Genomic DNA, 17,376 nt, shown 5'->3' with positions numbered 1-17,376 from the left:
ACTATGAAACTGAATTTCTCGATTTACCGCTATAACCCTGATGTAGACAACGCGCCCCACATGAAGGGTTATACCCTTGAGGTGCCTGAAGGCTCCGACATGATGGTGCTCGATGCGTTAATTTTGCTCAAAGAGCAGGACTCGACGTTGTCATTCCGCCGTTCATGCCGTGAGGGAGTTTGTGGCTCCGATGGTATTAATATGAATGGTAAAAATGGCTTGGCCTGTATCACACCGCTATCGGTATTGACTGATAAGAGCACCATTGTGATCCGTCCGCTGCCGGGCTTGCCCGTTATCCGTGACTTGATCATCGATATGGAACAGTTCTATACCAACTACGCCAAAGTGAAGCCATTCCTGATTGATGACGGTGCCCAGCCGCCGGCACGTGAAAACCTTCAGATGCCGGAAGAGCGTGCACACCTTGATGGGCTTTACGAGTGCATCATGTGTGCGTGTTGCTCGACATCGTGTCCATCGTTTTGGTGGAATCCGGATAAATTCATCGGACCAGCAGGTCTGTTGGCTGCGTATCGCTGGCTAATTGATAGTCGTGATACTGCAACGGATGAGCGTTTATCTGATTTGGACGACGCTTTTAGCGTTTTTCGTTGCCATGGCATCATGAACTGTGTAAATGTTTGTCCTAAAGGGCTAAATCCGACGAAAGCGATTGGACACATTAAGTCGATGTTGTTAAAACGTGCAGTATAAATAGAAGAATTATCGATATGCTGGCTTCATGATTCGCTCTCTGGAGCCAGCCTCAATTCCGGTCTGAGAACCGGGAAAATGGCGATAACTAGTGGTTAAGGGAAAACAATGCAGAACGGCGTTATGAAGGCTTGGCTTGAGTCTTCACACCTGGCTGGCGCCAATGCAACTTATGTAGAGGAACTCTACGAGTTGTATCTTAGCGACCCAGAATTAGTAGATGAAGAATGGCGTCACGTATTCAGTGATCTGCCTGTCGTGAATGAGACGGCTGTTGAGCAGCCTCATTCGCGTGTTCGTGACTATTTCCGGCGTCTAGCGAAGGAAACAACCTATCTAAGTGCTACCGTCAGCGATCCAGATGTTGATGCTAAGCAGGTTAAGGTATTGCAGTTAATTAACGCATACCGTTTCCGTGGGCACCAGCATGCAAACTTAGATCCGTTGGGATTATGGCAGCAGGAGCGAGTCTCTGACCTCGATCCTGAATATCATAACCTGACCGTCGATGACTTCAACGAGACATTCAATGTCGGTTCTTTTGCCATTGGGCAGGAGACCATGAAGCTGTCAGAACTTTATGACGCACTGAAAAAAACCTACTGTGGTTCAATCGGTGCTGAGTACATGCACATCACCAATACTGATGAAAAACGCTGGCTTCAGCAGCGCCTTGAGTCGGTAGTAGGGCGGGGGACATTCTCCGAGGAAGAAAGACTGACTTTCTTGGATGAGCTAACGGCTGCTGAAGGTCTTGAGCGCTATTTGGGTGCCAAATTCCCAGGCGCGAAGCGATTTTCGCTCGAAGGGGGCGATGCCCTGATCCCAATGGTCAAAGAGCTGATCCGCTACGCCGGAACCAATGGTGCCCGCGAAGTGGTGGTCGGTATGGCTCACCGTGGCCGATTGAACATGTTGGTCAACGTTCTGGGTAAAAAGCCCCAGGACTTGTTCGATGAGTTTGCCGGTAAGCATGATGACACCTGGGGTACCGGTGATGTGAAATACCACCAAGGTTTCTCGGCTGACTTTGCAACCCCTGGCGGTGACGTGCATCTCGTGTTGGCATTCAACCCGTCTCACTTGGAAATTGTAAATCCAGTGGTTGTTGGCTCGGTACGAGCAAGACAAGACCGCTTGGGCGATAAAGATGGCTCGCAAGTCTTACCGATCACTATCCATGGCGACTCGGCGATTGCCGGCCAAGGGGTGGTTGCTGAGACGTTCAACATGTCGCAGTCAAGGGGTTACCGTGTTGGTGGTACGGTCCGTATCGTGGTGAATAACCAAATTGGTTTCACGACATCTAACCCGCATGATACCCGCTCGACCCAATACTGTACCGATATCGCCAAAATGGTACAGGCACCGATTTTCCATGTTAACGCCGATGATCCCGAAGCCGTTGCATTTGTTACCCGTATTGCCCTTGATTTCCGCAATACCTTCAAGCGCGATGTGGTGATTGATTTAGTTTGTTACCGCCGCCACGGTCACAATGAAGCGGATGAGCCCAATGCGACTCAGCCGTTGATGTACCAGAAAATCAAGAAGCACCCAACGCCGCGTAAGATCTATGCCGATGCCTTGACCGATGAAGGGGCTGTAGATCTGGAAACGGCAACGTCATTGATTAACGAGTACCGTGATGCCCTTGATCGTGGTGAGTGTGTGGTCAAAGAATGGCGTCCGATGAAGCTCCACTCTGTTGACTGGGAACCGTATATCGGTCACGACTGGACAGTGGATTGGCCGAACAAGATTGATCCAATACGTTTGAACGAATTGGCTCAGCGAGTGTGTCAGTTCCCAGAGAGCCACAAGCTTCAGAGCCGAGTGCAGAAACTCTACAATGATCGCTTGTCGATGGCTGCCGGTGAGAAAGCGGTAGACTGGGGAATGGCTGAAACCTTAGCGTATGCCACCTTGGTCGATGAAGGTCACCGTATCCGGATCACCGGTCAGGATTCTGGTCGTGGTACGTTCTTCCACCGTCACTCGGTGCTGCATAACCAAGGTGACGCCAGTACGTATATCCCACTTGCCAATATCCATGACAAACAGGGTCCATTCCAAGTCTTCGATTCGGTATTGTCAGAAGAGGCGGTACTGGCGTTTGAGTATGGCTACGCTACGGCAGAGCCAAGCGGACTGACACTTTGGGAAGCCCAGTTTGGTGATTTCGCCAATGGTGCCCAGGTGGTGATTGACCAGTTCATTAGCTCCGGTGAGCAGAAATGGGGTCGTATGTGCGGCTTGACCATGCTGCTGCCTCATGGCTACGAAGGGCAAGGCCCCGAGCACTCATCTGCCCGTCTTGAGCGTTACCTTCAGCTGTGTGCTGAGCAGAATATGCAGGTGGTGATCCCATCTACGCCAGCTCAGGTATACCACATGCTGCGTCGCCAGGTTGTTCGTCCTATGCGCCGCCCGCTGGTGGTGATGTCACCGAAGTCGCTATTGCGTCATCCGCTCTGTACATCCACGTTGGATGATTTGGCCAGCGGGACATTCCAGCCGGCGATTGGTGAAGTGGATGCGTTAGATCCGAAACAGGTCAAGCGCGTAGTGTTCTGCTCGGGCAAAGTGTATTTTGACCTGTTGGAGCAGCGCCGTAAGAACGAGCAGACTGATGTTGCCATTGTTCGTATTGAACAGCTTTACCCATTCCCGAAAGAAGACGTTGAAGCTGCGCTGGCAGACTATCAGCATGTGACTGATTTTGTTTGGTGTCAGGAAGAACCCCAGAACCAAGGTGCATGGTATTCCAGCCAGCATAATTTCCGTTCTGCGCTTCCAGCCGGCGCCCAGCTTGAGTATGCAGGCCGCCCGGCCTCGGCATCACCGGCTGTAGGCTACATGTCGGTTCACCTGAAACAGCAAAAAGCGTTGATTGAAGACGCATTGACAATAGATTAGTAAGAACTGGAACAAAAAGGACAAAACCGATATGACGATCGAAATTCTGGTTCCCGATTTACCTGAATCAGTTGCAGATGCAACAGTAGCAACTTGGCACAAGCAGCCAGGCGATGCTGTAACCCGTGATGAAGTTCTGGTTGATATCGAAACAGACAAAGTGGTGTTGGAAGTACCGGCACCGGAAGACGGTATTCTTGAAGCAATTCTTGAAGATGAAGGCACTACAGTACTGACCAAGCAACTGATCGGTAAGATCAAAGCGGGTGCGGTTGCTGGCGAGCCGACTCTGGATGTCCCTGCTGAAGCAGAATCATCACCCAACAAGCGCAATACTGCCGCGCTGGGTGACGAGACCAACGAAGCATTAAGTCCTGCGGTACGTCGCCTGTTGGCTGAGCACAGCATCAGTGCGGGAGATGTGAAAGGTACCGGTGTCGGTGGCCGTATTACACGCGAAGATGTCGAAGCGTACGTGAAAGAAGGTCAGGCGACGCCGGCGCCAACAGCACCGGTAGAAGCCAAGATTGAAGCACCGCTTGCCCACCGCAGCGAGAAGCGCGTACCGATGACCCGTTTACGTAAGCGGGTCGCAGAGCGTCTGCTGGAAGCGAAAAATAGCACGGCGATGCTGACGACGTTTAACGAAGTCAACATGAAGCCAATCATGGACTTGCGTAAGCAGTACAAAGACATTTTTGAAGAGCGCCACGGTATCCGCTTGGGCTTTATGTCTTTCTACGTGAAAGCTGTCGTTGAAGCGCTGAAGCGTTTCCCTGAGGTCAATGCCTCGATTGATGGGGATGATATTGTTTACCACAATTTCTTTGATGTCAGCATTGCGGTATCAACGCCACGTGGTTTGGTGACACCGGTTCTTCGAGATTGTGACAAGCTGAGCTTGGCGGAAATCGAAAAAGGGATCCGTGAACTGGCTATCAAGGGACGCGACGGCAAACTGACTGTTGATGAGCTAATCGGCGGTAACTTCACCATTACCAACGGCGGTGTCTTCGGCTCATTGATGTCGACGCCGATTATCAACCCGCCTCAGTCGGCAATTTTGGGGATGCACAAGATTGCAGATCGCCCAATGGCTGTAGACGGTAAAGTTGAAATCTTACCAATGATGTACCTAGCCCTGTCTTATGACCACCGTTTGGTTGATGGTCGTGAGTCAGTGGGTTACCTAGTTACTATCAAAGAACTACTTGAAGATCCTACGCGTCTGCTGCTAGACGTGTAACCCTGTAGGCAGGTCAGTGAGGCTCGACCGTTGACCTGCCATTATTGCAGTTATAATGGAAGAAATACCGAAGAGTATTTCATATGGATATAACAATTCCCCAAGGGATAAGAAAACGGATAGAACATCATGAATTTGCATGAATATCAGGCGAAACAGCTGTTCGCCGAGTACGGTCTGCCAGTTCCAGAAGGTTACGCTTGCGATACGCCACAAGAAGCTGCTGAAGCAGCTGGTAAAATCAGTGGCGACAAATGGGTTGTGAAATGTCAGGTACATGCCGGTGGCCGTGGTAAAGCGGGCGGTGTGGAGCTTCATGACACCAAAGAAGGTATTAAGGGCTTTGCCCAGAAGTGGTTGGGTAAGAATCTGGTAACGTATCAGACCGATGCAAATGGCCAGCCAGTCACTAAGATTCTGGTTGAAGAAGCCTCTAACATTGCCAACGAGCTGTACCTTGGTGCGGTTGTCGACCGTGGTACCCGTCGTATTGTATTCATGGCGTCAACAGAAGGCGGTGTGGAAATCGAAAAAGTGGCTGAGGAAACCCCTGAGCTGATCCACAAAGCGGCGATTGATCCGCTAGTCGGCCCACAGCCTTATCAAGGCCGCGAGCTGGCATTCAAACTGGGCCTAAAAGGCGACCAGATAAAGCAATTCACCAAGATCTTCTTAGGCCTTGGCAACATGTTTGCGGACTACGACCTAGCCCTACTAGAAATTAACCCGTTGGTGATCACGGGTGATGACAGCTTGCTTTGTCTTGACGGCAAGATCAACATTGACTCCAACGCCCTGTACCGCCAGCCTAAGCTTCGCGAAATGCACGATCCTTCGCAGGAAGACGAGCGTGAAGCACATGCGGCACAGTGGGAGCTGAACTATGTTGCACTAGACGGTAATATTGGCTGTATGGTCAATGGTGCGGGTTTGGCAATGGGGACCATGGACATCGTAAATCTGCACGGTGGCCAGCCAGCCAACTTCCTCGATGTCGGCGGCGGCGCGACCAAAGAGCGTGTGACCGAAGCATTCAAGATCATCTTATCTGATACCAACGTAAAAGCAGTACTGGTGAACATCTTCGGCGGTATCGTTCGTTGTGATCTGATCGCTGAAGGGATCATCGGTGCGGTCGAAGAAGTCGGTGTTGAAGTGCCGGTCGTTGTTCGTCTTGAAGGTAACAATGCGGTGCTGGGGGCAGAAACCCTAGCGAAGAGTGGTTTGAATATCATTGCTGCGACTTCCCTAACTGAAGCAGCGGAAAAAGTTGTTGCTGCAGCGGAGGGTAAATAATGTCTGTACTAATTAATAAAGATACCAAGGTGATCTGTCAGGGCTTCACTGGCGGGCAGGGTACATTCCACTCAGAGCAAGCGATTGAGTACGGAACGCAGATGGTCGGTGGCGTGTCTCCTGGTAAAGGTGGTACTAAGCACCTAGGCCTACCGGTATTCAATACTGTTCGTGAAGCTGTTGAAGCCACAGGTGCAACCGCTACTGTTATCTATGTACCTGCTCCTTTCTGTAAAGATGCGATCCTTGAAGCAATTGATGCCGGTATCGAGCTGATTGTAACAATCACAGAAGGCATTCCAACGTTAGATATGCTTGATGTCAAAGTTCGCCTTGATGAAGCTGGTGTGCGTATGATTGGTCCTAACTGTCCGGGTGTGATCACGCCGGATGAGTGTAAGATCGGTATCATGCCAGGCCATATCCACAAAGCGGGTAAAGTGGGTATCGTGTCCCGTTCGGGTACGCTGACTTATGAAGCTGTTAAGCAGACCACAGACGAAGGCTTCGGCCAGTCGACCTGTGTTGGCATCGGTGGTGACCCAATCCCAGGTTCGAACTTCATTGATGTGCTTGAGCTATTCGAGAAAGATCCAGCAACTGAAGCTATCGTGATGATCGGTGAGATCGGCGGTACCGCTGAGGAAGAAGCGGCGGCCTACATTAAAGAGAACGTCAGTAAGCCGGTAGTGTCTTATATTGCCGGTGTGACTGCGCCTCCGGGTAAGCGTATGGGCCACGCTGGTGCGATTATCTCTGGCGGTAAAGGTACGGCTGAAGATAAGTTCCAAGCACTGGAAGCAGCTGGCGTGAAAACCGTGAAGAGTCTTGCAGATATCGGTAAAGCACTGCGCGAAGTGACAGGCTGGTAAGCGATACTGCCAATGTCAGATAGTAAACCCGCCAATCGGCGGGTTTTTTTATAGCTGTGCTCCTGACAGTAACCTGAGTATATGCTTAAGAAAGGTTAGTGGTACAGAGGTTTGAAAGTGAATAAGTTAACCTTGCTGCTGTTTGTCGCTATAAGCTCTGAGCCGAGCTTGGCTAAAGAAGACAAGGAAAGTTATGAAACCTGCATTCTTGAGCACGTCTCTCTGGCGGAAAATGGCACCGCAGCCAACTTGATGACCAATGCCTGCCACCGGCTATATATTGACAACTTTATGCTGTCGGACAAGGATCAGGCTTATTTCCACTGCTTATTGGCTTATCTGCCGCAGACCAAGCATCTGCGCACTGCCATGCAGGTAAAGAGTACCTGTAACAACCGTCACCGCAGCTTATTCAATTAACAGGTTTGGGTAGCGGTTTGATCTACAGAGGGAAGAATTGCGAAACAGCAGGCGTTGCGCCTGCTGTTTTTATTGGCTATGACTGACTAGGCTTCGGTACGTTTGAATTGACTAATCATGAACAGGGCAGCTGCCGATACCACGACCGAAGGCCCTGCTGGGGTATCATAATGCCACGACATGGCTAACCCGCACATAACTGCAATGATACCGAGTACCGATGCCAGTACTGCCATCGTTTCAGGGCTGCGAGAGAATTTGCGAGCTGTTGCTGCTGGGATGATCAGAAGAGAGGTTATGATCAACGCGCCGACAAACTTCATCGCCACAGCAATAACCATACCCACCATGATCATCAGCAGTAGGCGCATTAAATCGACATTAACCCCTTCGACTTGTGCCAACTCTTCATTGATCGTCATTGATAGCAATGGTCGCCATAAAGTGATCAGCATGGCCATCACAATCGCACCTCCCCCGTAGATCCAAAGCAGATCTGAAGGGGTGACAGCGAGCAAGTCGCCAAATAAATAAGACATCAGGTCGATTCGGACATGATCGAGGAAACTGACCGCCACCAAGCCAAGTGAAAGTGCACTGTGTGCAAGTATGCCTAGCAGAGTGTCGGTAGCGACATATTTTTGTTTTTGCAGGCCAACAAGAATCACCGCTAAGGCAAGACAGCATATGAGCAGGGCAAGATTGAGGTTGATGTTGAACAAGAATCCAAGCGCAATACCCAATAGTGAAGCATGGGATAAGGTGTCACCGAAATAGGCCATTTTGCGCCAAACGACAAAGGAGCCTAGCGGGCCGGCAAGGATGGCGATGCCAATGCCCGCAATCAATGCGGGAAGCAATAAATCAAGCATTGTTTATCTCTTGTTGTTCTGAATGCTGGTGTTCATGCTGGCAGGGACCGACTGGGTTGCCAGATAAATCATGCTCATGGTTATGGTGGTGCTGGTAAAGTGCCAGTTGTTCACACTGATGTCGGCCGAAGAGTGCGACATACGATGGATGACTGGTGATCGCCTCTGGTTCGCCAGAGCAGCAAATATGATGGTGTAGGCAGATGACATGGTCGGTTTTTGCCATTACCAAGTGTAAGTCGTGCGAGACCATCAATATGGCGCAGTTGAGCTTGTCACGCAGCGCCTGGATCAGGCTGTATAGCTCTAGCTGGCCATTGACATCCACCCCTTGCACGGGCTCATCGAGCACCAGCAAGTCTGGTTTTTGCAGCAACGCCCTTGCGAGCAGTACGCGCTGCATCTCACCACCGGATAGCGAGTGCATATTGCTATGGTGCAGATGCTTGCCGCTGACGAGTTCAAGTGCCTCTATGCGCTGGGCTTCTTTGTAACGGCCGGCTAAGCGCATGAACCGATCGACGCTAAGCGGCAGTGTGTTGTTGAGTGCCAACTTTTGCGGCACATAACCAATACGAAGTCCTTTCTGACGAATAATGTTCCCTACTGTTGGCTTGGTCAAACCTGTGATGACTTTGACAAGGGTCGACTTGCCGGCACCATTTGGGCCGATCAGGGTCGTGATCTGTTTCCGTTCTAGCTTTAGGGAAACCTGATCCAGCACATGCTTTTCCGAGTACGTGACTGTGACCGACTGTAATTCAACTAAGGAGGTCATATATTTCTTGCTTAAGGTATTTGCCAAAGTGAGATGTTATAATATAACATCTTTGGCAAATGTTGTAATCAAGAATTATTCAGGGAAACTTATATGCGCCGTTTACTCTTTACCTGTAGCACGCTGGGCTTGTTGTGTGCACCTTCAGTTTATGCTCAAGATCTGAAAGTGGTGTCGACCGTGAAGCCAGTCACCATGATTGTTCAGGAGTTGACCCAGGGAGTAACGTCGATTGAAACGCTGTTGCCAGCAGGCGCATCACCCCATGATTACGCACTGCGCCCTTCGGATGCTCGCAAACTCAACGATGCTGACTTGGTGATTTGGGTTGGCCCCGAGTTGGAGCAGTTTTTGACGAGAGTGCTGGACGGTAACGAAAATACACTGACATTGACGTCACAGCACAGTATTGATTTCCGCCACTATGGTGATGTTCAGGAAGGCCATAATCACGATAAGCACGGACATGATGAGCATGAAGACCATGATCACGACAAGCACGGACATGATGAGCATGAAGGCCATGATCACGACAAGCACGGGCATGATGAGCATGAAGGCCATGATCACGACAAGCATGGGCATGATGACCACCATGGCCACAGCCACGATGGTATCGATCCTCACTTTTGGTTAGGTCCTGAGCAGGCAATCCAAGCTGCGCAAGTGATTGCCGATAAACTGGCAGAACTTGACCCAGCCCATGAAGAGAAATTCAAAGCAAACCTCGTGAATTTTAGTCATGAAGTGAAAGCGGCAATGGTGTCTCTTGAACAGACATTGGCACCGGTTGCTGATCGAGGGTACTTCGTTTTCCATGATGGCTATGGCTATTTCGAAGAGCAGTTTGGCCTGAATAACCTTGGCCACTTCACGGTTGAACCTGATCGCCGACCAGGTGCCAAAACGTTGATCTCAATTCGTAATTCACTCAAAGATCAGCATGCGCACTGTGTGTTCAGTGAGCCTCAGTTCTCTCCTGCTGTGGTTGACAGTGTTGTAAGGGGGACTGGGGTCAGTATTGGTACGTTGGATCCTATGGGGGCGGATATTGCCTATGGTGATGGTAGCTATGTCGAGTTTCTTCATACGCTAGGCCATAGTTTTAGCCAATGCCTGAAATAAGTATACCCAAGTTACCTCACCGTGCAGGATTAAGGGGGGGGCCAGCTCATTCAATGTAAGGCGAAGGTTTGCTGGAATGGTATTCCCTTTTAAAAAGTATATACGTTTTTTTTCCAACGCTTTATGGTATGAGAATGATAACAAAACGCACTGAGGTGCGTTTTTTTATGCATTCTGCCTCATTTTATAAATGCCCGCTTATATTCAAACGGTCAATACTGCATAATAAGCGCGATTGTTTTGGGGTTGGGATTTTATTTACGCTGTTATGGACAGACGATTATTACTTGTGACCTTTATCTTGGTCATGGGACTGGCTAATTCGGCGTCAGCCTTTGCCTCGAATTACCTCTTCCGTTCAATGTCAGAACTCAATGGGCCAACGACACTGTCCGTTCGTAAAATGATCAATGACGCCAATAAGGGCCTGTGGCTGGTGGATATTCGCGGCCAACTGCAATTTTATGATGGCTCGAATCTCAAGCCTGCGCTCGACAGAGAGGGCAAGCCTATCACTGGTGTGACCGATATGGCCGTGGTGAATAAAACACTGTGGCTGGTCAAAGATAGCCATGCCTACTCCTATTCTCCCGAACTTGCCCTGCTGGAAAGGCACAATATTAGCCTGATCCCTATTGAGTCGGTGATTCAGCTGGAAAATGCCGCCTGGTTTGCCAATCGCCGGGGGGTGTATCGTCTTTCGGAGGATGAGCCGAATGCACAATTCTTGCCTTTTCCCCACCCGATAAAGCTATCAGGCTTACATGCGGCCGGTAATCACCTGTATGTTGCCGCTCAGCAGGGGGTCTATGAATACTTGTCACCGGATTTACCCCCTACGAAAATACTCGATGATCACCATGTAACGGCTGTGGAGCAAGATTTACAGGGTGAGCTGTGGTTTGGTACGCGGGGAGGGGTAGTGAAAGGCAAGGATGGCTCGTTGCATTCTCTCGGTGGCGACAAGGCGGTACTGAGCCTACAAGCAACGCCGGAAGGTATGTGGGTAGGTAGTACCTCGGGGCTCTATTTGATGGGGCTGGACATGGTGATAAACCAGCACTTCATGCCCTCTGACTACGATAAATATGCCCTGCCTGGCCGCCGAGTGGTGGATCTCCATCAAGACCTACAGGGGAACCTATGGGTCTCCACGCCAAAAGGAATGAGTCAGTTACCGGTAGGCTCTCACCGGCTAAAGCGGGTGCGACTAGGCAAAGAGGAAGGGCAGATAGATGCTACGTTGATTGCCGATATTGCCCATGCCAGAAATGGTCATTATTGGCTAGCAACCGATAACGGCCTATTTGAGCTTTCGCCAATGCTTGATATTGTCCAGCATACGCCTGATTTGGGCGCAATCAAGCAGTTGACTTTATCCAATGGCCGACTTTGGATGTTGCTCGAGAATGGGTTGGCGTTGTATGACGTTGGGCAGTCCCGTATCCAGCGTATCGGTATGCCGCAAGATATACCAAGCCAGACAATAAATAGACTTATGGTGGATCACTTTGGCTCGGTTTGGCTCGGGGCCGAAAACGGGCTGTACCGTTATTGGCCGGAGTTCAGGGAATGGATGCATTTTGGCAGTCATTGGCTGAGGGATCCGGTAGGCGGTGAGCAGATCACCAGTATTGTGGAAGACAGTGAATATCAGGTTTGGGTCGGCACGACCTATGGTATGTACAAGTTTGATGCTGGGATGCTTCATTTCGTCCCGGGTACCACCGAGCTGGGTGGGATCATTGATATTTATGAAGACCGAATGGGGCAGTTGTGGGTGGCGACGGACTATGCGCTGCTAGTCTCCCAGGGCCTGGCTCCGCTCAAGCTGCAAGAGGTCCAACTGTCTTCCGATCTCGTTCGGCCATATTGCCTTGCTGGTGGCAGTAATGGGGTGTGGCTTTCCTCGAGTAATGGGCTGTCGTTTGTCAGCTATTATGCGGATCTAAGACAGCACCTTGGCTTCGACAGTGGATTAGTGCCTGATGATGTGGGCTCGCGTAGCTGTTTGCAGGATGACATGAATGCACTGGTGCTCGGATATCGACAAGGGGTACTGAGCATTCCTGATGAGGCATTGTTTGACGAATATACCGTTGAGCCCAAATTGTCACTCAGCGCGGTATGGGTCGATGATGATATTTGGCCGCTGGGAGATTCCTGGAGTCAACTTAGACGCTTGCCCTATGGAGCGGCAATCGCCTTTAAGCTCGAGACCATGCCGTCACATTCAGTGTTGTATCAATATCGCTTGGTCGATGAAAACGAGCAAGCTGGAGAGTGGCAAATTGCAGCCCAACCGTTGCTATCGGTTGGAACCTTGTCTGCTGGGCGCTATACGTTGCAAGTTCGCAGGGTAAAGCCATCAGGTGACGATCGGGTTGAGTTGAGCTACGTATTCACGGTTCAATCTGCCTGGCGGGTTTATCAGGCACTGGTAGGCTTTGTGGTCTTGTCGATCTTGTTACTGGTGCTGCTGCTCTTCTACTGGCGGAGTAAGGTGTTTCGGGATCAAGCACAACAGCTCAAACAGGCTGTGTTCCAAAAAACGGCCAAAATTGAGCTGCAGAAAAAGCAACTCAATGCGAGTAATGTGCATCTGCAGCGAATATTGGATGTCAGGCAGCATGTTATGGCGCACCTTTCCCACGAGTTGAGAACCCCATTGCAGCTGTCGCTTGGCTTATTGTCAGATCTTCGGCCGTATTGTCAGGCCCCGAGCAAGATCGATATCGCTGAAAAGAATATTGTTCATGCTTTGCACGTGACCGAACAGCTACTGGCTCGCGATGTTTTTGCGCTAGTGGAACCGAAGAAAACGTGTGAGCAGTTGGTCGGCCCGATCATTCAGGCTTGCTGTATGAGTTGGCAAATCGAAGCAGAGAAAAAACATATCGCCCTGTGTCTTGAAGATCATACCTCAGCCGAAACGTGTATTGACCTTGCTCCTTACCACCTCGAAATCATGCTAGGTAACTTATTGTCCAATGCCATGAAATATACGGATAGTAAAGGGGGGATCACCGTCAATGTGAGGGTTCAGGAGCCGCTGCTGGTTATTTCGGTCAGTGATACCGGGCGTGGCATGTCAGAGCAAACCAAAGCTCGTTTATTCGATAGCTATTATCAAGAAGAACCTCAATATAGCGCCGAAGGTGGTTTTGGCCTGGGGCTGAGCACTGTCAAGCAACTGGTCGAGACTTACCACGGGACGATTTCGGTCATCAGTTACCAAGGGGTGGGAAGTGAATTTATTATTCGTCTGCCATTAGCGGCTAGATCCTTGCCTAACCGAATGGAGAAAACGGAGCACGAACTATCGGACTGGATAATGATCATCGGTGAAGAGGAAGATGCTGATAGTGAGTGGGGTAACCTGTTATCTGAACACTATCATGTGACTTATTCTCGCGGAGATTATGAGGATCTAATGTTACTCGATGAGCAATTGCCTGATGTTGTGCTAATTGATCAGTCTGTACTTGAGTCAAGTGATGAGCAGTTGCTTCAGGGGCTAAAGGATGACTTCTTTGGCCAGCATTCGCCTGTGATCGTTGCAGTTTGCGCGGTAACAAAGAGCAATGCACATGACCACGACCCTGTAAGTTGGGCTGACAAATTACTCACGAAGCCATTACAGGCTCAATCGCTGTTAGCTGAGATTGAATATTTGTTGAGGCATCAGCAAGCCGCCTTAGGAAAGAAAACAGCGTTTGAAGAGCGGCAGGGAAGTGAATGGCAGGGGAGTGTCCAGTCGTTAGTGTCGGAACACTTTCACCATTCGGACTTTGGCACTTCTGCGGCAGCCAAAGCCCTGTATATGTCAGAGCGGACATTTCAGCAGCGCTTCAAACAAGAGTTCGGGTTGTCATTCAAAGACTATGTTACCCAGTTTCGCTTTGAGCAGGCAACGGTGATGCTCAGGCAGGGCGATAAGATATCTGATGTTGCTCTTGCTTGCGGCTTCAGGGATCCGGCCTACTTCAGTACCCGTTTCAAGGCCTACTGCGGCCAAACTCCGGCCGAATTTGCCATGAGTTCTATCAATATGGGATAAAAAATCGTGATATGGCCTGTCGGCCATATCACGGCTACCCTTCTTCCTCGTTATCAAGCAGGCATCACCACCTGTAATATCACGCCACATTGCCAATAAGTTCATGTTTTAATTTATCTTCAATATATGGCGACCTTTTTGGGGCGTCAATTTGCCAGCGTTATGGTCGCAGAACGTGCTTGGTGTCAATAATGCAAACAATGAATGCAAAAATGAGGGCGCTTTTTTGATTTAAAACAACAAACAATGTGTTTCAATCTGTAACATTGAAAGCACTAATGCTAATTATTCTTATTTAGGGTGGCGATTTGGAATGAAACTGTCAGAAATGTCATGCGGGGCTGAGGGAAGGGTTACCAGTTTAGCGGGCTTACCCGTCGCTACCCGTAAAAAGCTTATGGTAATGGGAATGCTGCCGAATACGCCTGTAAGCGTTATTCGCGTTGCGCCTTTAGGGGACCCTCTGCAGGTGCGAGTACGCGGTGTGGATATCGCATTGCGTAAGCAACTAGCTGAAAGCATTGATGTGGAGGTGAACTGATGCCGTACAATATTCTGACAGTCGGTAACCCTAACAGCGGTAAAACAACCTTGTTTAACGGCCTGACAGGAGCCAAGCAACAGGTGGGTAACTGGGCTGGGGTAACCGTAGAAAAGAAAACAGGTCGCTATGAGTGTGCTGGCGATAGTTTTGCGCTGACCGATCTTCCTGGTATTTACAATCTTGATAGTGCCAATGACGTCAACAGCTTGGATGAAGCAATTGCCTCCCGCGCCATATTGACCATGCCGGCGGATGTCATCATCAATGTGGTTGATGCATCTTGCCTTGAGCGCAGCCTGTACATGACCCTGCAGTTGCGTGAGTTGGGCCGACCAATGGTTGTCGTACTGAACAAGATGGATGTGCTTGAGCGCCAGCGCCAGAAACTGGATATCAAAGGGCTCGAGAAAGTTTTGGGCTGTCCGGTATTGAGCTTGTCGGCAAATAACCTCAAGCAGGTTACCGAATTTAAAACCCACCTGCATAAAATGCTGGCCCAGGGAATTGCGGTCAACGAACTCACACTGGATTACGGTTCCCAATTTGAGCAGGCGATTGCCGAGACGGAATCTTTCTTTACCGCTGACCAGCTAAATAGTCGCGCGCAAGCTATCAGGGCGCTGGAAAATGACACATTAGTGATCAACGGACTTTCTGAAGAGCAGAAAAATCAGGTATGCAATGTTCGCAATAACTTGATGGTTGATATTGACCCTGACATCCAGGTTGCCGATGTGCGCTATAGCTTCTTGCACCAGCTCTGCAGTAAAGTCCGCCGTCAGGAAGGCAAGCTGAGCCGGAGTTTGAGCGATAAAATCGACAGCGTGTTGCTTAACCGTGCATTTGGTATTCCCTTCTTCTTTGTCGTGATGTACCTGATGTTCATGTTCTCCATCAATATCGGTAGTGCCTTTATCGACTTTTTCGATATCAGTGCCGGTGCCATTCTGGTGGATGGTGGCCATTACCTGCTGGATGATCACCTGCCGATATGGCTTACAACAGTGATTGCTGATGGTATTGGTGGCGGTATCCAGACTGTCGCAACATTTATTCCAGTTATTGCCTGTTTGTACCTGTTCTTGGCAATGCTCGAGAGCTCAGGCTATATGGCACGTGCTGCTTTCGTTCTTGATAAAGTGATGCAGAAAGTTGGTTTGCCGGGTAAAGCTTTTGTTCCATTGGTTCTGGGCTTTGGCTGTAACGTACCGGCAATTATGGCAACCCGTACGCTGGAGCAGGAGCGTGAGCGTAAACTGGCCGCCGCGATGGCGCCATTTATGTCTTGCGGGGCTCGACTTCCTGTTTATGCGCTATTTGCCGCGGCTTTCTTCCCTGAAAACGGCCAAAATGTGGTGTTTGGGCTATACCTGCTGGGTATTGCGGCTGCCGTTCTGACAGGCTTGGTGTTACGCCATACTATTTACCCGGGTAGCAGCGATAGCTTTATCATGGAAATGCCGGACTACGAAATGCCGACACTGCGTAATGTCGGTATCAAAACATGGCAGAAGCTGAAGAAGTTTGTGCTGGGTGCCGGTAAGACCATTGTCGTGGTTGTCGCCATTTTGAGCTTCTTCAACTCACTGGGCACCGATGGCTCGTTCGGTAATGAAGATACGCCAAACTCGGTACTGGCAAAAACAGCTCAGGTCATTACACCAGTATTGGCACCAATTGGTGTGAAGGAAGATAACTGGCCTGCAACCGTGGGGATTCTGACGGGTATCTTTGCCAAAGAAGCGGTAGTTGGTACCTTAAATAACTTATATGCGCCAGCTGAAGGTGAGGAAGACGCCGAGTACGACTTGGTGGGAAGCCTGCAAGAAGCGGTAGCGAGTATTGGTGATAACTTGTCTGGGCTAAGCTATTCTGACCCACTAGGTATCGATGTCGGTGAATTAGAAGATACCGCGGCGGTTGCACAAGAGCAGGAAGTCGATGCATCAATCTTTGGTAACATCCAGGCGCACTTTGTGAGCTCTGCAGCGGCAATGGCATACCTGATCTTCATTTTGCTCTACACGCCTTGTGCAGCAGCTATGGGGGCCTATGTGCGTGAGTTTGGCCAGAAGTATTCGCTGTTCATTGCCTCATATACCATGTTACTGGCGTATACCTTTGCGACTTATTACTACCAGATCGCTCATTTTGCCGATCACCCGGCAACGAGCATGATGTGGATTGGTTTGTTCACGGCTATCAATGCTGGCCTGTTTATTACCTTCAAGCGTAAGGGACAGCAAGTGCAAACTGAGGAGCTAGTCACCCTATGATCCTGCAGCAGCTGAAACAATATATTGAGCAACACGGTCGCGCCAGCCGCAAGGTATTGGCAATGCGGTTCGGGATGTCCGAAGACGGCGTCGAGGCCATGCTGGATGTATGGATCCGCAAAGGCAAGTTGGGCAAGGAGCTGATCGGCTGCGACAGTGATGGGTGCTGCCAGGGCGCGCAAGAGATCTGGTATCGTCCGCTCAAGAGTGATGAGCTTTCAGTCACCGTTATGCGTGGCTAGCAAGTAATT

At 50.0% G+C, this 17,376-nt stretch carries 13 protein-coding genes; 11 read left to right on the top strand and 2 right to left on the bottom strand.

Annotation, left to right across the window (positions count from 1 at the left end; all coding sequences use genetic code 11):
- Positions 1-3 precede the first annotated feature (3 nt).
- The 6 genes from C9I99_RS18045 to C9I99_RS18020 all read left to right on the top strand — a co-directional run bounded on the left by C9I99_RS18045 (position 4) and on the right by C9I99_RS18020 (position 7,470).
- Entirely contained in the window at positions 4-717 is a 714-nt protein-coding gene (locus C9I99_RS18045; protein WP_107350244.1) for a succinate dehydrogenase iron-sulfur subunit, read from the top strand.
- A gap of 108 nt (positions 718-825) precedes the next feature.
- Positions 826-3,636: a 2-oxoglutarate dehydrogenase E1 component gene (sucA, locus tag C9I99_RS18040; protein ID WP_107350243.1), complete on the top strand. Its 2,811-nt coding sequence runs from the start codon at positions 826-828 to the stop codon at positions 3,634-3,636.
- A gap of 31 nt (positions 3,637-3,667) precedes the next feature.
- Positions 3,668-4,882 (top strand): 2-oxoglutarate dehydrogenase complex dihydrolipoyllysine-residue succinyltransferase, encoded by a 1,215-nt coding sequence (odhB, locus tag C9I99_RS18035; RefSeq protein ID WP_107350242.1) that lies wholly within the window; start codon positions 3,668-3,670, stop codon positions 4,880-4,882.
- 129 nt (positions 4,883-5,011) lie between these two features.
- Positions 5,012-6,178 (top strand): ADP-forming succinate--CoA ligase subunit beta, encoded by a 1,167-nt coding sequence (sucC, locus tag C9I99_RS18030; protein ID WP_107350241.1) that lies wholly within the window; start codon positions 5,012-5,014, stop codon positions 6,176-6,178.
- Positions 6,178-7,050 carry a succinate--CoA ligase subunit alpha gene (gene sucD / locus C9I99_RS18025; RefSeq protein ID WP_107350240.1) on the top strand — a complete coding sequence of 291 codons (873 nt, stop codon included), beginning with the start codon at positions 6,178-6,180 and terminating at the stop codon, positions 7,048-7,050. Before sucC ends, sucD begins: the two co-directional genes overlap by 1 nt.
- A gap of 117 nt (positions 7,051-7,167) precedes the next feature.
- The gene (locus C9I99_RS18020; protein ID WP_243734369.1) at positions 7,168-7,470 is read left to right on the top strand and encodes a VF_A0006 family four-cysteine protein; all 303 of its coding nucleotides are present in this window, start codon (positions 7,168-7,170) and stop codon (positions 7,468-7,470) included.
- Between the two features lie 86 nt (positions 7,471-7,556).
- Here C9I99_RS18020 and znuB read toward each other — a convergent pair whose 3' ends face one another.
- On the bottom strand, positions 7,557-8,342 hold the full coding sequence (znuB, locus tag C9I99_RS18015) for a zinc ABC transporter permease subunit ZnuB (protein ID WP_107350238.1): 786 nt from the start codon (positions 8,340-8,342) through the stop codon (positions 7,557-7,559).
- Positions 8,335-9,120: a zinc ABC transporter ATP-binding protein ZnuC gene (gene znuC / locus C9I99_RS18010; RefSeq protein WP_107350237.1), complete on the bottom strand. Its 786-nt coding sequence runs from the start codon at positions 9,118-9,120 to the stop codon at positions 8,335-8,337. The genes znuB and znuC overlap by 8 nt, the downstream gene beginning before the upstream one ends.
- Positions 9,121-9,213: 93 nt before the next feature.
- On the opposite strand from znuC, the gene C9I99_RS18005 reads away from it, so the two are divergent.
- The 5 genes from C9I99_RS18005 (at position 9,214) to C9I99_RS17985 (ending at position 17,367) form a co-directional block, all read left to right on the top strand.
- Positions 9,214-10,245: a zinc ABC transporter substrate-binding protein gene (locus C9I99_RS18005; RefSeq protein ID WP_107350236.1), complete on the top strand. Its 1,032-nt coding sequence runs from the start codon at positions 9,214-9,216 to the stop codon at positions 10,243-10,245.
- Between the two features lie 268 nt (positions 10,246-10,513).
- Positions 10,514-14,305, top strand: coding sequence for a hybrid sensor histidine kinase/response regulator transcription factor (locus C9I99_RS18000; protein WP_107350235.1), 3,792 nt, complete (start codon positions 10,514-10,516; stop codon positions 14,303-14,305).
- 313 nt (positions 14,306-14,618) lie between these two features.
- On the top strand, positions 14,619-14,846 hold the full coding sequence (locus tag C9I99_RS17995) for a FeoA family protein (RefSeq protein WP_107350234.1): 228 nt from the start codon (positions 14,619-14,621) through the stop codon (positions 14,844-14,846).
- Positions 14,846-17,125, top strand: coding sequence for a Fe(2+) transporter permease subunit FeoB (gene feoB / locus C9I99_RS17990; protein WP_107350233.1), 2,280 nt, complete (start codon positions 14,846-14,848; stop codon positions 17,123-17,125). The genes C9I99_RS17995 and feoB overlap by 1 nt, the downstream gene beginning before the upstream one ends.
- Positions 17,122-17,367, top strand: coding sequence for a FeoC-like transcriptional regulator (locus tag C9I99_RS17985; protein WP_107350232.1), 246 nt, complete (start codon positions 17,122-17,124; stop codon positions 17,365-17,367). The genes feoB and C9I99_RS17985 overlap by 4 nt, the downstream gene beginning before the upstream one ends.
- Positions 17,368-17,376 lie beyond the last annotated feature (9 nt).

Source organism: Photobacterium lutimaris, from assembly GCF_003025555.1.
GTDB lineage: Bacteria > Pseudomonadota > Gammaproteobacteria > Enterobacterales > Vibrionaceae > Photobacterium > Photobacterium lutimaris.
This window is presented reverse-complemented; position numbering and strand designations above follow the sequence as displayed.